Source organism: Acidiphilium sp. JA12-A1, assembly GCF_000724705.2.
Taxonomy (GTDB): Bacteria; Pseudomonadota; Alphaproteobacteria; order Acetobacterales; family Acetobacteraceae; genus Acidiphilium; species Acidiphilium multivorum.
Map to the genome: position 1 here is coordinate 1 of NZ_JFHO01000054.1, position 13732 is coordinate 13732.

17 protein-coding genes are annotated in these 13732 nt (G+C 62.9%); 12 read left to right on the top strand and 5 right to left on the bottom strand.

Annotated elements, in window-relative coordinates; genetic code table 11:
- Both RT91_RS10635 and RT91_RS22540 read left to right on the top strand, forming a co-directional pair.
- Positions 1-594: Tn3 family transposase (locus tag RT91_RS10635; RefSeq protein WP_035187195.1), on the top strand; the 594-nt coding region annotated here is incomplete at its 5' end.
- A 58-nt stretch (positions 595-652) separates the two neighbouring features.
- Positions 653-934, top strand: a complete 282-nt coding sequence (locus tag RT91_RS22540) for a hypothetical protein (protein WP_035187197.1) — start codon at positions 653-655, stop codon at positions 932-934.
- Positions 935-1064: 130 nt separating this feature from the next.
- Here RT91_RS22540 and RT91_RS10645 read toward each other — a convergent pair whose 3' ends face one another.
- Together RT91_RS10645 and RT91_RS10650 are read right to left on the bottom strand one after the other, a co-directional pair.
- Positions 1065-1382: a DNA-binding transcriptional regulator gene (locus RT91_RS10645; RefSeq protein ID WP_035187199.1), complete on the bottom strand. Its 318-nt coding sequence runs from the start codon at positions 1380-1382 to the stop codon at positions 1065-1067.
- Positions 1363-1749: a type II toxin-antitoxin system RelE/ParE family toxin gene (locus tag RT91_RS10650; RefSeq protein WP_035187200.1), complete on the bottom strand. Its 387-nt coding sequence runs from the start codon at positions 1747-1749 to the stop codon at positions 1363-1365. Before RT91_RS10650 ends, RT91_RS10645 begins: the two co-directional genes overlap by 20 nt.
- A 578-nt stretch (positions 1750-2327) precedes the next feature.
- On the opposite strand from RT91_RS10650, the gene RT91_RS10655 reads away from it, so the two are divergent.
- The 6 genes from RT91_RS10655 to RT91_RS10680 all read left to right on the top strand — a co-directional run bounded on the left by RT91_RS10655 (position 2328) and on the right by RT91_RS10680 (position 6433).
- Complete coding sequence (locus tag RT91_RS10655; RefSeq protein WP_051788242.1) at positions 2328-2987, top strand: ParA family protein; 660 nt, start codon at positions 2328-2330, stop codon at positions 2985-2987.
- A 1-nt stretch (position 2988) separates the two neighbouring features.
- Positions 2989-3348, top strand: a complete 360-nt coding sequence (locus RT91_RS20580) for a hypothetical protein (protein WP_035187202.1) — start codon at positions 2989-2991, stop codon at positions 3346-3348.
- A 205-nt stretch (positions 3349-3553) separates the two neighbouring features.
- The gene (locus RT91_RS10665) at positions 3554-3766 is read left to right on the top strand and encodes a hypothetical protein (protein WP_035187203.1); all 213 of its coding nucleotides are present in this window, start codon (positions 3554-3556) and stop codon (positions 3764-3766) included.
- Positions 3767-3950: 184 nt separating this feature from the next.
- The gene (gene repC / locus RT91_RS10670) at positions 3951-5408 is read left to right on the top strand and encodes a plasmid replication protein RepC (RefSeq protein ID WP_035187205.1); all 1458 of its coding nucleotides are present in this window, start codon (positions 3951-3953) and stop codon (positions 5406-5408) included.
- Between the two features lie 381 nt (positions 5409-5789).
- Positions 5790-6101, top strand: a complete 312-nt coding sequence (locus tag RT91_RS10675; protein ID WP_035187207.1) for a DUF6516 family protein — start codon at positions 5790-5792, stop codon at positions 6099-6101.
- On the top strand, positions 6074-6433 hold the full coding sequence (locus tag RT91_RS10680) for a hypothetical protein (RefSeq protein ID WP_007425015.1): 360 nt from the start codon (positions 6074-6076) through the stop codon (positions 6431-6433). Before RT91_RS10675 ends, RT91_RS10680 begins: the two co-directional genes overlap by 28 nt.
- A gap of 29 nt (positions 6434-6462) precedes the next feature.
- Here RT91_RS10680 and RT91_RS10685 read toward each other — a convergent pair whose 3' ends face one another.
- Genes RT91_RS10685 through RT91_RS10695 form a run of 3 tightly spaced genes read right to left on the bottom strand, consistent with a single transcriptional unit; the run spans position 6463 to position 8659 of the window.
- Entirely contained in the window at positions 6463-7539 is a 1077-nt protein-coding gene (locus RT91_RS10685; protein ID WP_240314264.1) for a MobE, read from the bottom strand.
- Complete coding sequence (locus tag RT91_RS10690) at positions 7479-8174, bottom strand: hypothetical protein (RefSeq protein WP_035187212.1); 696 nt, start codon at positions 8172-8174, stop codon at positions 7479-7481. Before RT91_RS10690 ends, RT91_RS10685 begins: the two co-directional genes overlap by 61 nt.
- Positions 8171-8659 (bottom strand): hypothetical protein, encoded by a 489-nt coding sequence (locus RT91_RS10695; RefSeq protein WP_035187214.1) that lies wholly within the window; start codon positions 8657-8659, stop codon positions 8171-8173. The genes RT91_RS10690 and RT91_RS10695 overlap by 4 nt, the downstream gene beginning before the upstream one ends.
- Before the next feature lie 286 nt (positions 8660-8945).
- On the opposite strand from RT91_RS10695, the gene mobF reads away from it, so the two are divergent.
- From mobF to RT91_RS10715, 4 genes are all read left to right on the top strand, one after another.
- Positions 8946-11990, top strand: a complete 3045-nt coding sequence (mobF, locus tag RT91_RS10700) for a MobF family relaxase (RefSeq protein WP_240314265.1) — start codon at positions 8946-8948, stop codon at positions 11988-11990.
- Between the two features lie 142 nt (positions 11991-12132).
- On the top strand, positions 12133-12363 hold the full coding sequence (locus tag RT91_RS10705) for a hypothetical protein (RefSeq protein WP_035187218.1): 231 nt from the start codon (positions 12133-12135) through the stop codon (positions 12361-12363).
- Positions 12360-12743 carry a type II toxin-antitoxin system death-on-curing family toxin gene (locus RT91_RS10710; RefSeq protein ID WP_035187220.1) on the top strand — a complete coding sequence of 128 codons (384 nt, stop codon included), beginning with the start codon at positions 12360-12362 and terminating at the stop codon, positions 12741-12743. Before RT91_RS10705 ends, RT91_RS10710 begins: the two co-directional genes overlap by 4 nt.
- A 297-nt stretch (positions 12744-13040) precedes the next feature.
- Positions 13041-13676, top strand: coding sequence for a plasmid pRiA4b ORF-3 family protein (locus tag RT91_RS10715; protein WP_035187222.1), 636 nt, complete (start codon positions 13041-13043; stop codon positions 13674-13676).
- The last annotated feature ends 56 nt before the right edge of the window (positions 13677-13732 follow it).

Below are 13732 nucleotides of genomic sequence, written 5' to 3' on the forward strand. Positions count from 1 at the left end.
CCGATGATCGCCGGCCGCATCAACGTCGATCTCATCCGCGCCCATTGGCCCGATCTCCTGAGGATCGCCACCTCGATCCGCACCGGCACGGTGTCCGCGTCGGTGATCCTGCGACAACTCGCCGCCTACCCACGACAGAACGCCGTTGCCGCGGCACTGCGCGAACTCGGCCGTCTCGAGCGGACGCTGTTCACCCTCGACTGGCTGGAAGATCCGGGCCTGCGCCGTGAAAGCAGTCATGAACTCAACAAGGGCGAGGCCCGCAACAGCCTGGCCCGCGCCGTCTTCATTCACCGGCTCGGCGAAATCCGCGACCGGACCTTCGAGAACCAGACACATCGAGCCTCTGGCCTGAATCTCCTGGTCACCGCCATCATCCTCTGGAACACACGCTATCTCGCGCAAGCCATACAGGCCCTACGCCAGGTCGAGGATGTGCCCGGAACCCTCCTCAGACATCTCTCGCCGATCGGCTGGGAGCATGTGAACCTGACCGGCGACTACATCTGGAGCGCCAATCAGAAATCGACGGAAAACCATGCCGGATTGCGGCCGCTCCGGCCAATCCCCGACACGACCACCCACGCAGCCTGATGTTCCCACTTTGTCCGCTTATGCTACAGCGCGGGGCGATCCGTTACTTCGGGCCGGTATGGCGCAGCAGATGTGGGTAGACGCGCTTGCTGATTCCGGCGGCGACGGCGATGGCGCGAACGATCTGGCCGACCCGCTGACGCGTCAGAACGTGTGGCGTTATGCTCTCCGCGGCCTGCGCGACCGGGCGCTGTTGCTGGTCGGGTTCGCCGGCGCGCTGCGCCGTTCGGAGCTGGCTGCCATCCGTGTCGACCAGTTGAAACAAACCGAGCGCGGGCTGCGTCTGACGCTACCCCAAAGCAAACTGCCGAGCGACAGCGCCCGGATCGCGGCACTATGAACGGTTCACGCTCCCAACCGCGATTACCAGATGTCCACACCAACAACGCCCTCCAAGTCACTTCGACACGCATGAAACAGCTTGGCCGTCACGGCATGGTTTGGCGACGTGTCGGCGCTTTGATGTCCGATCAGGCGACCATCATCAGCCCATTTTTAGCGACAAGTGACAGGAGCTTCAGGGAAGCGCCCTGGGGATGCTTCTCGCCCCGCTCCCATTGCGAAATTAGGCCGGTGGTCACGTTCAGATAACGGGCAAACACGGCCTGACTGGCCCCTTCCCGCTCGCGCAGCGCCCGGATTTCCTCAGCGGAAAGCGGGTGCACCGGCGTCAAACAGGCGTCGTCAAACTTGCGCATGGTCTGCTTATCCATCACGCCGGCATTGTGCAGGCCTTCCGCCGTCTCATGGATCGAGGCCATGACCGCGCTACGATACTGCTTCATCATCGCCCTTCACCTCCATCAAAACGCCTGCGGCGACCGCGGCCGCCAAAGACACATCATCATAAGCCAGCAGGGACGCCGCGAGCAGTTTGAATGCCGCCAGCTCATCATCGCGGATGTTGGCGCGATCGCTTTTGGCAAACCCGTGAACAAAAAAAGCCCGCTCACCAGACCGGAACAGAATGATCGTACGAAATCCGCCCGATTTTCCGCCGCCTTCCCGTGCGACGCGCTGCTTCAGTACCCCACCCCCAAGATCAGCATCCACCAAACCTTGCTCGGCATCGGCAATCGCCTTGAGTAAAGCTTGGTCGGCAAGTCCCGCCTTCCGCGCAAATCGTGCGAACGGCTTATTCTTGAATACGCGCATCAGCACTTTCTGAACTCTAAGGGCCACGGTGTATATAACACTCAGTGTTATAAAACAAGCTTATTCTGATTGAAACGGGGACCTGCGGGGCGGGGGGCGGGAGTACCCCCTCCCCTGCCCCGTCAAGCGACCGTCGGCGCCCTGGTAGGAAGCAGGCCCCTGATTTGGGCGCCGACGCGCCCCGCTGAGGGCGGGGAGGATCTTCACGGCATCTCCCTTCCCCGCCGGATAGGCGGCTGAGAGATGCTATGCGTAGCATGTGCCAGTCCTCCAAATCCTCCCCGCCGGATACGCGCTGGCGGAAAGTGCGCATATGCACGATTGCATATGTGCACTCATGCACAAAGTGACTCGCCAAGTGGGGCGCCCAGTACAAACGCATGCGTGCTGCGCTCGAATTTGCATATGTGCAGCCATGCGGATTTGCATAACTGCAATTTACCCATAGTGCACACGTGCATTTTTGCGCAAAACCAATAGACCACATGTGGAAAACAGAACAAATGCAATCATGCAATTGACCACACGCCAGAATCAGTGCAGCATTGCCGGTCTGCACGTGTGCACAGGAGGCGGATGTGAAGGTCACGGCGATTACCATCAACAAAGGCGGGGCAGGGAAGACCATGCTCTCCCGCAGCCTCGGTACTGCGGCCGCGTCAGCCGGACTCCTTGTCCTGATCCTCGACATGGATACCCAGCAGAATTCGATAAACTGGCGTCGCCGCCGGCCAGATGACCGTCCTTTGCCGCTCGTCCAGTTCACCACCGAAAATGACCTTGAAGAGACCCTCAAGCGGGCGGAGGAGGCCGGGTGTGACCTGGTGCTCATCGACACGCCGCCCGGCCGCAGCGTCGAGACGCCGGCCGCCGTTGAAGCCGCCGACCTCGTACTGATTCCCTGCACTTCGGAGATCGAATCCTTCGAGGGATTGCCGAAATCGGCGCGCCTCGCACGCACAACCGGCACATCGGCCTTTGTCGTTCCTAATTTCGTGCACCCGTCTGGCAGGGCAGAAGCCGAGGTCATTCGCGGTGTCGCCGCCGCGCAGAACGTGCCGTGTGCTCCTGTCGTCCTGCATGAATTCAACGTACATCGGGACGGCAGTCTGCAGGGACTTACGGCGCAGGAAGTGCAGCCCGAGAGCAAAGCGGCTCAGGAAATCAATGCCTTGTGGGAGTGGTTCCGTACGGAATTGCAATTGACTACAAGTGCAATTGTGCACAGGGTGGCGTGATGTGAGCAAGAAACCCACTGCTCAAACCTTTCTCGCCGCCATGCAGGGCCGGCAGCAGGAGCCTGAAGACCTGCCTACAAAAGCGCGACCCGCGACCATACCGGCGGAGCCAGCAGTCATCGCCGCGGCGGAAATCGCCGAGATGCCTAGGCCCGCGCGAAAACCTGCCGGGCGTGCGGGCAAGTTCAAGCCAAGCCGGGCACAGCTCAAGCATTTTGGCGGCTATCTCGACGACGACACGCTGGAGATGATCGCGCTTCTGCGCGTGCGGCTGAAAAAAGACAATTCCGAGCTGATCAAGTTCGCGATCGAGGAACTCTATCGAAAGCACAATGCCAAGCGTGCTTTCGGAGACGCCTGAGCAGGGAAGGCTATCGTGACGGCGCGCCCGAGTCGCATCCCCAGTCGCAGCCCGGCATGAGCGGCGACGGCATCTCCGCAGCCGGAATTTTCAAGGAAAAGGCCTGATTGCAGGGCCTTATCGCGACTCGTTCATACGAATCTCTAGACAAAGCGGTGGATTGGCCCGACAGTCCAAGTATCTAGAAACTGATTCGGGTTCGTCGATGTCGAAAGAAGCACCCCGGGATAACGGCAAGGTCTCCCGCTACCGCCAGCGCATGCGTGAGGCCGGTTGGAGGGAGACGCTGTTCCAATTACCCGACGAGACACTCGCCTTCATCGACGACATCAAGGAGCGCCAGGGGCTGCGCAATCGTAGCCAGGCGCTCTTGCAACTTATTGAACGTGGGAAGGAGGCTATCCAGAAAACCGCCTAGACATGCAAAAGCCCGCCTTGCCGGGCGGGCTTTGCGAAAATTCGTGACGGGCCTCATCGGCAACCGTTCGGGCCTCAGTAATCCCGAACATAGCTATTGAGAGCCTTCCTGCCAAGCGGAAATTGCCGTTTCCGGAAACAGGAGAGCTTTGCCTGTCGCGATCCAACCAGAATGGAGGATCACGATGCCGACGATCGATCCCGGAACGGGGCAAAAAACAAAGACAAAACAATCACCTAATGGTTTTCGCCGCCTGTCCCCAGCGATGCTGGCGACGGGGAGGACGGCAGAAAATTTCACCGGATTGTCAGACGGGGAGGGGAGTCCGGGGGCGGTTTTAGCCGCGTTCAAGTCCGCCGCGCCCTATCTGGGCCTGTCGCATCGCGCGGTGCATGCGGTGGATTGGCTATTCCGGTTCACCCAAAAACAGGACTGGGAGCTTGGCAGCCGACCGGTGGTGTGGCCTTCCGCCTTTATGCAGGCTGAGGCGCTGGGGCTGGGCCTGAGCCAGGTGAAAGCCTTGAACCGGCATCTGGTCGAGCTTGGCCTGGTGGTGATGAAAGACAGCCCGAACGGCAAGCGCTATGGGCGCCGCAACAAGGCGGGGCGGATCATCGAGGCGTATGGATTTGACCTTTCGCCCCTCGCCGTTCGCATGGAGGAGTTCCGGGCGGTGGCGGAGCGGGGACGAGAAACCCGCGAGGCGATCCGGCAGCTTCGCCGGCGCGCGAGCATCGCCAGCACGGGATTGCTTCAGATCGCGGCGACGGCGGCCGAGTATGGCGTGCTGGACCCGGCATGGCAGTCACAGGCGGAGGAGGCACAGAAGCTTGCCCGCAGGCTGACAAAGGCCGACCGCCTGGACGATCTCTTCTCCGGTGTTTCTTACCTTGAGCGACGTCAGCAGGAGGCGCGGGAGCGTCTGGAGGCGCTTTTGCCCCGGGTGCCAAATGCAAGCGTTTCAGTGCCTTATTCTGTGGAAACCGACCCCAAGGGGCCGGAAAACCAGCCCCATAATACATCTACAAACCAAACCTTTGATCCTTCGGATACAGTAATTGCTCAGGAGAAAAGTAAGCCGGTTTCCGGTGGTGGGGAAAAACCGTCTGCCTGGGACGGTTTGGATACTGGCAGTGTGGCGCAGGCGGATTGGAACGGAGGAAAAGAGCAAATTGGGCAGGAACGCTCGATCAGTAGGGCACAAAGGCAAGCAGGCCGAGCCGCGCGGACGGCAAGAACCGATAGCGGCGCGGTGATGCGGATTACGCCGGACGAGCTGGTCCGGCTTGCGGCGCGGTTGAAACCCTATCTGGCGAAAGGATCGCCGACCTGGCCTGAAATCGTGGAGGCAGCGGATTGGCTGCGGCACGATCTTGGGGTCTCAAAACCGCTCTGGGGCGAGGCGTGTGTGACTATGGGTCGAGAGCATGCGGCGATTGCCTTGGCGATCGTTTCCACCAAGCCGGCGGACTATTTCCGGGGGAGTGCCGGGGGGTATTTTCACGGGATGGTGGCGAAAGCCCGTGCTGGCGATCTCAATCTGTCGCGCACCATCTGGGGAATGCGGAGCGGCCAGGCGACAATACCGATCCGGGGGTCGGCTATTGCGTCGCCCCTGCACAAGATGACGAGCCGGACGTGATGGCGTGGTGCCGTTTTTTCCATGGGGTCGTTTGCGGGAGGGGGCGAAATCCTACGGTAAGGCCCGAATCTGAACATTGAGTGCGAACCTATGCGACACGTTGATTGTGATACGGGTTATGGAGCAACGAAATCGGCTTTCGCGTGCCATTTTATGGCTACATCTCAAACACTCGTTTGCGATACATAGCCGATTGGGCGACTGAGCCGCTGGGCTTTGCCGCCAAGCGTAGGATTCCGCCCCCTCCCGCAAACGACCCCTCCATCGGTGGCGGGCGGGTGGCGGTTTCTGGGCGATGCTACGGACCGGCGCCGCGCGCAGCTATTCAGGGCGAGTGAGAATGTGGTGTTGGCGAGATAGACAACACTCAAGCATGTTGGTATGGTGGCCAACATGGTGAGGGCGGTTCCGATCTTCGACTACCGGCGGCCGTTATCTGAGACCGCGTTCATCGAAATGGTTGTGTGGCGGGTGCCCGAACCGGTGCCGGCAAGCAGTCATCCGTTCAAATACCGGCTGGCCTTGGTATCGAACGGCGTTTGCGCCCTTCGCTACGACAATGAAGCCGGGAAGGGGGACCATAAACATATCGGCCCGGTTGAAGAGCCTTATGAATTTTGCGGACTTGACCAGTTAGAGGCTGATTTTTGGAAGGATGTCGAAGCATGGTTGAAACAGCAAGACGCACAGTGACGATCAGCGTTGGCAGTCTGGACGAGGCGCGGAGGGGACTAGCGGCCGCATTTCGCGGCGTCGCGCAGGAACCGCGCATCACGTTTCCGAACCTTGATCTGATGTGGCGGACCCTTACGCCGCGCCGGCAGGAACTTTTGCAGGCGATGGCCGGGAAAGAAGCGATGTCGATCAGGGGGCTGGCACGGCTGGTCCGGCGGGATGTGAAAGCGGTCCATGGCGATGTTCAGGCTTTGTTGCTCGCAGGCGTGTTGCGGCCGGACGAGGCTGGTGGGGTGATCTTCCCCTATGACGCATTGCACGTTGATTATGAGCTTGCGGCGGTCGCTTAAACGCTCCGCCCGCTGGGCGTCTGAGGCTGTCATTTCAGGAACCAGCCGTAGATGGTTCCGCCTTTTGTTGCTTCTGGCAGGCAGAGCGGCTTGCCGTCTCTGGTCTCGATTTTCCATCCCTGTCCGGAGCAGGTTGCGAGTTTGCGGATGAAGCCGGCCTTGTAGAGCTGATAGGCGAGTTTGCCGTTTGGGGTATTGGCCCAGGAGGCGCGGATTTTCTGGTTGTGGACGTGGGTGAGGAGGTCGGCCTTGCCGGTGCGGTAGCCGTGGTGCCAGCCCTGGCGGTGGGCGATGAAGACCGAGACGCCGAAGGTGATCGCCGCGATGGCGAGGGCGGTGGTGAAGGTGCCGAGGCTGGCCCGACGGGAGCGGGCGGCTTCGATCTTGATCCGTTCGTCGAGGGCCTCTGAGGTGGCTTCGGCGGCGAGAACTTTCCATTGGGTAATAAAGCCGTCGCGGGTTTCGGTGGCGCCCGAGCGGAGATTGTCGGCGGCCAGGTTAAGCTGGTCGGTGGCCAGACGGAATGTTTCGGCGATGGCGCCATCCATTTTGGTCGTGCCGGTGGCGATTGTTTCGGTGATTGTATCCTTTGCGGCCCCGGTGGCCTGATCGATGGAGCCGCGGAGATCGCGGCCGACCTCGATGGCTGTGTCCTGAATGGATTTGGCGAGGGTTGGTCCGGCGCGGCTGATCTCACGAGCGATGGCGGAGGCTGCCTTGCCGGCGTCACCGGCGGCGGCGCCTGCGGCTGCGGCGAGGGTAGAGGCAGCGTCGAGCGTGTTGCGGATGGCGGCGTTGTGGGCCTCGAGGGTGATGAGGAGGAGCCAGCCGCTGTCCTGGTCCTGCAGGCGGAGAACGCGGCCGGCGCTACGGATGCGGTTGATGGCGTCCTGATCGGGGGCAAAACCGGCGATCTCGCGGTAGGCGGTCTCGATATCGGTGGCCATCGACGGGTGGGTCCTTTGCGACGGGAGAGCGATTCGCCGCGGCGCCGGCGAACCTGGGATTGGATGCTTGTGTTTGGGCGGCCAGCGGCTCGTCCGGTTCAGGTCCGGTTGGCGGCGGCGAGGAGGGGAGCAAAGGTTTCGGCGCAATCGGCGCGCCATTTTTCCAGGGCGATACGTTCGAACAGTGGGGCCTGGGCGAGAATAGTGGCGGGGGAGCGGCGATCGGTCTTGACCGCGGCGGCCAGCGGCCTGGGCAGGATCGGGAAGGGGCGGAGCGTGCCGCTGCGGGCCTCGATCTCGGTGCGGATTTTGCTGTCGCGGTAGACGGCGAAGGTGCCGGCCTCGTCGAAGAAGCGGTTGCCGATGACGTCGACGCGTCCCGGGTAGCTGTTCAGGAAATCCCGCAGGGCGAGGAGGCTGTCGCGCTCGTCGTTGATCACCCATGCGATAGCGATGGGAGTGGCGAGGGCTTCGGCGCCGCGGTGGAGGTAGTCGCCGTAGCGGCGCATGGCGTCATTGTCGCGAGCACCGGCGTTGATGACGCAGGTCTTGTCCTGGTGCTGTTCGATGGCGTTGAGCATGGTCTGCCATCCGGCCTCGGTGCGGGTATCGGCGGCGAGGGTGGCGTCGAGTTCGTCCCCGAGACATTTGGCAGCGTCAGGGTTGGCGGTATCGGTCTCGATGAGGAAGACGGGCCGGTTGAGGACGTGGCGGAGATGATCGGCGAGGGCGATGGCGACCATGGACTTGCCGACACCGCCTTTGTTGCCGCCGACATAGATGATGCCTCTCATACGTCATCGCTCCCGATGGCGAACGTGCCCGCACCCGGTGTTTTCTCGGTATCGGTCGCCTTCGCGCGGTCCGGCACTTTTTCTGGCGGCGCCGGATTTGACGGACGATCGGCCGTGTTGCGGACAGTACCTGCCGTATGCTTGCCAAGTTGCGATGATGCCGCTGATCCAGCGTTCCCCATCTTCGCCTCTGTTCGCGTGGATGATGCTGGCTTGCGGCTGCGTTTTCTGGCGAGAGCCGAGCGAATGGTGGCGGCGCTAGCGGCGAGGGGGGTGTTATCGCGCAGCCACTTGGCGATCTGGTCGATGGTATAGCCTTTGTCGCGCATGGATTTGATCTCACCGCTGAGGGATTCGATCGCGGCACGCTTGGTCAGGAGGGCGGCGTCACGGGCGGCAGGGAGTGCTTTCATCTGCGCCGCGATCGCCTTGATATCGTCACGGCTGATTCCAGCAGCCTGCTTTACCTGCGTATCATCTGCCATGGCGATCGCCCTTTCTCGTTCGGTCTCATGATGACCATTGCCCGACGCGATCCATGAGGCAATATCGGTCTGTCACAACATAGCTAATTGAGTATCGCTTCAATATCGGTATTCATTCAAGTGACGACCATTCAGCTACCGGAGCGCAATTTCTGGTATATCGACGACAAGCTTCGCTTGTCTTTTACACACAACCGCACCTATGATGCATGGCAAGGGCAGAAGCCGGGGTATCACGCCCCATCTCCGACAAGCAAGCAGAAACGACTAGCCGCCAGCCCTTCTGGTGACGCCACATCCGACAACCAACAGCGATGACAGCGAGGACCAGACGATGATTTCATATAGCCATCTGACCGCGCAAGGCTCCGGGCAGGGATCTGCGTCAGGTGGCGGTTCCGGTGCCAGCATCGCCGGGGTGGTGCGGTATCTGGAATCGGAGCGGCAAGACGGCCTGGCAGCGGAGCGAGGCGCTGCGGCGATCGGCTATTACCAGGGCCGCGCGGCACCGTCGGTGTGGCTGGGGTCCGGTGCGACCGAGCTTGGTCTGGCCGGTGCGGTAGACGGCGCGACGCTGGGGTCGGTTCTGGCGGGCCGGCTCCCCGACGGGACAGATCTAAGCGGGCGGGGCAACCGGGCGGGAAGCCGCCGTCTGGGGCATGATCTAACGATCAGTGCGCCGAAGAGTGTCAGCATCCTGGCGCTGGCTGGGGGCGATGCAAGGCTTCTGGCGGCGCATGATGAGGCGGTGCGGGCGGCGGCGGGCGAGGTCGAGCGTCTGATGCTGGTGGCGCGGCGGGGCAAGGCGGGGGCGGTGGTGGAGCGGACCGGACGGATGGTGGCGGCCGCATATCGGCATGAGGACAGCCGGCCAGTGGACGGGGTGGCTGATCCGCAGCTGCACACGCATCTGATCATCGCCAACATGACGCGGCGATCGGATGGGGTTTGGAGTGCGGCGTCGCTTGACTTCGGGGTGCGGAACGAGACGCTGCACACGCTGGACGCAGTGTACAAGGCAGAGCTGGCGAAGCGCGTGACGGAGCTTGGCTACGGGATCGAGCGGACGCGAGATGGGTTCGAGATCGCAGGTCTGACGCGGGAGCAGATTGCGGCGTTCAGTCGGCGGACGGCGGAGATCGACCGGACGCTGGCGGCGGGCGGTCTAGACCGGGAGGCGGCGAGTGCGGCGCAGCGGGTGCGGGCGAATGTATCGACCCGGGTGGAGAAGGGGCAGCCGGGTGAGCTTGACCAGCGTTATGCGTGGCGCGCCCGGGCGCGCGAAGTCGGGGTCGACCTTGAGCAGCTCCGCCATGCCGCGCTGGCTAGGGATCGTGGGGGCAAGGTTCTGGTTGCCGGCCGCGACGGCGACGCTTGGCGGCCAGATGAATGGGCCCTGGCGCGGGAGGCGGTGACGGGGGCGGCGCGGCATCTGAGTGAACGCGCGAGCGTGTTCAGCGAAGCGGACCTGATGCGCGAGGCGCTGCTGGCGGGAATGGGCATGGTGACGCCGGCAGGGATCCGGCGGGCGATCGAGGCGCGTGAAGGGGGGCTGGTAGCCGGATCGGATGCGCGTCGGGGGCTTGTATTCACCACGCGGGAGGCTTTGGAGACCGAACACCGGGCGCTCGAACTGGTGCAATCCGGACGGGATGCTGCCCGCCCGCTGGGGGAATCCGACGCGATCGAGGCGCTGCTGGCGGCGCATGAAGATCGGCAGAACTTGGTGTTCACCGGGGGACAGCGGGAGGCGGTACGGCTGGCACTGGGTTCGGCAGACCGGCATCTGGGGATCGTCGGGGCAGCGGGGTCGGGCAAGACGCGGTCGATGGCGGCGATTGTCGAGACGTACCGGCAGGCCGGCTATGAGGTGATCGGCCTTGCGCCGAGTGCCGCGGCGGCGCGTGAACTGGGCACAGCGGGCTGCGACCGGACGCTGACCCTGGAAGCCGGGTTGCGCCAGCCGGCGCCTGAAATGGTGCGTGAGGGGGAGAGGCGTCTCTACGTCCTGGACGAGGCGGGGATGGTCTCGGCACGTGACATGGACCGACTGATGCGGCGTGCCGAGGTGGAGGGGGCGCGGACGCTGATGGTCGGTGATCCACGTCAGCTGGCGAGCGTGGAGGCCGGCTCGCCGTTCCAGCAGATGCTGGAGGCCAACGTGTTGCGGCATGTGCGGATGGATGAGGTCCGACGGCAGTGTGATCCTGCGCTGCGGGAGATTGCGCAGCGTTTTGCGCGTGGTGATGCGGCCGGTGCGGTGCAGGCGGCGCAGCCTTACATGACGGTGGTTGGCAAGGATCAGCTCGCCGTGACGGCGGCCGAAGCCTATCTTGGTCTTGGCGCTGCGGAACGGGCCGATACGCTGGTGCTGGCGGGCACCAACCGGATGCGTGCGGCGGTGAACACGGAAATTCGCACTGGCCTGCGGGCGCGCGGCGAGATCGGCCGCGATGAGCTCTCGGTGCAGGCGCTCGACAAGGCGGATTTTACCCGTGAGCAGGCACGACGGGTTCAGTCCTACGAGTCCGGGATGGTGGTGGTGTTCACCCGGCCGCTGAAAGATCGTCGTGCGGCCGTGGCGGATCGTGGCAGCCAGTGGGAGGTTGTCGGCCGGGACGGGGATCATGTGACGCTGCGATCGCTGAGCGGCGCTGCCGACGGGGCCGGCGTCCGGGAGATTGCCTGGCGGCCATCGGGCGAGACGGCGACCGCCTATCATGCGCGGGCGCTTGGCCTGGCTGAGGGCGAGCGGATCGTGTTCCGGGAGAACGACCGAGCTCTTGGCGTCAACAACGGCATGGGCGGGATGGTGACCGGGCTGGACCGGGCACGGGGCGAGGCGCTGGTGCGCAGTGATGCCGGCGCAGAAATCCGTATCAGCATGGACCGGGCACAGGCGATCGATCATGGTTATTGCCGGACCATCCACAGCAGCCAGGGGGCGACGGTGGAGCGGACGATCGTGGTGGGTGAGGCCGGCCGGGTGGCGACAGCCCAGACTGCCTATGTGGCGGCGTCGCGGGAGCGCTCCGGGCTCAGAATCATCACCGATGACCGGGACAAGCTGTCCGCCGCCTGGTCACGCTGGGCGGAGCGGCAGACAGCGCGCAGCCTGCTGGCGCGGGAGGCGGCGCATGAGCCCGGACAGCAGCGGGAAATGCCGGTGAGCGACATCAGCCTGGAACGGGCGCGGCAGAAAGCTCTCGAGCGGTCACGGCAGCGGGCCGCCGAACTGGCCAAGGCCCGGGAGGCCGCCCGCGAGAAGCAGGCCGCAGCCCAGAAACAGCTCGAGCGCGGCCGTGACAGGGGCATGGAGATGGAGAGATAGGCTGCGAACTCAATGATCGGAACAGACAGAGGCGGCTCATGGCCAACCGGGGATGATCCTAGCGTTTTCTCTCCCTAATCTCGTACCTTGATATTTCATGACAAATCATGATAAGTTAAAAAGAGAAGAATGGAGGTGTGGCATGGCCGCCCAAGCGCGCGAGAAATTCGCGACCCAGGTGAATTCGGAAATTCTGTCCGCCCTACGCAGCCTCGCGGAAAGCGAGGGGCGCCAGATTCAGGCGCTTGTCGATGAAGCGTTGGCCGATCTGGTCGAAAAGCGGAAGCAGGGTAAACCCCGTGCCGATGTCATGGCCGCTTACCAGGCGAGCCATGCGAAATTCGGAGCGCTTTACAAGAAGCTGGCTGAATGACGGACTATCCGACCGTCATTGAAGTTCTTGCCATCCATGCCGATCAGATCGACCGCTACGGCGGCGCTGCCGGCGTGCGGGATCGCGGCTTGCTGGAAGCGGCCTTGTTCCGTCCCCAGACGGGATATTATGCCGATTTGATTGAGGAAGCCGCCGCATTGTGGGAGAGCATGCCGCAGAACCACCCATTCATCGACGGCAATAAGCGCACCGCCTTCGCCACCACCTATACTTTCCTTGCGATCAACGGCACCCATATCACGGCGGAAGCCGCCGCAACCTACGCTTTTATAATCAACCTTTATGAGACCGGTACGTTCGAATTCAGCCGGTTGGCCGATTGGCTCCGCGTCAACGTAACCCAGCCGACTTCGACCTGAGCCAGCAAGGGATATATGTAGGTGTAGCTGTTTCATCGGCGGCCCGTGCTCGATAGTAAGACCTGGCGGCCGCTCCGCAAAATCGTGCCCCTTTTGTCAGAGGGGGTGTGCGAGACTTAGGAGTTTCGCACAAGTGGGTATTTTGCACCGCCTTATGCCGCTTTTGGAGACCATCAGGAAGTGTGGGGTGTGACGGCGCAGGCTGATCTGCGGTAAGCTGGCGTGGTGCCCCGACCTTCGATTCAGGCCAAACCGTCCGCTGACGCTGATCCCTCCGCCACGGACGAGGCTGGGATCATGCAGATCAAGGTGTGGTTGATCGGGATCAGCCCGATGGTGTGGCGGCGGTTTCTGGTGCCGAATACCTGTACCCTGCGGGAGTTGCATGGCGTCATCCAGGTCGTGATGGGGTGGGAGGGCATCCACCTCTACCAATTCTGCCTCCGGTCCCGCCGCTATGGATCCTGCGAAATATCGGCCTCGTCGCCAGACGTCACGCTGGCTGGGCTGCGGCTGCGCAAAGGCGCCCGGTTTGTCTATGAGTACGACCTGAACATCCCCTGGCGGCACGAGATCAGGATTGAGGATCACCTGCCTGGAGAACCGGGCAAGGCTTATCCGCGTTGCACTGGCGGCGACGGCACCTGCCCACCGGAGGACTGCGGCGGCCCGGGAGGCTATCTTGCTGGCCAGGATGAAGCTTCGTCGCTGGATGCCTTGGAAGACCTGCACACAATGGCCGACATCCTCCGGACGGTGGTGATCGAGAGGCGCCCTGAGGTACTCGATGATCAAGACACACGCTGGCAACTGGAGGACGCCGTGGATCGCAGTAGAGCCCGTGAGCGAGCGCGAGGTCAGCCGTTCACACGGCGGTCGGTGAATGCCCGGCTTCGGAAGGGCGAGCACCTCAACCTCATGCATCAGCAGTAATGACCTGCCTGGCGCGGCGCCGAGCCAGGAGGTCGGCGGCAACGAGGGCGGCCTCG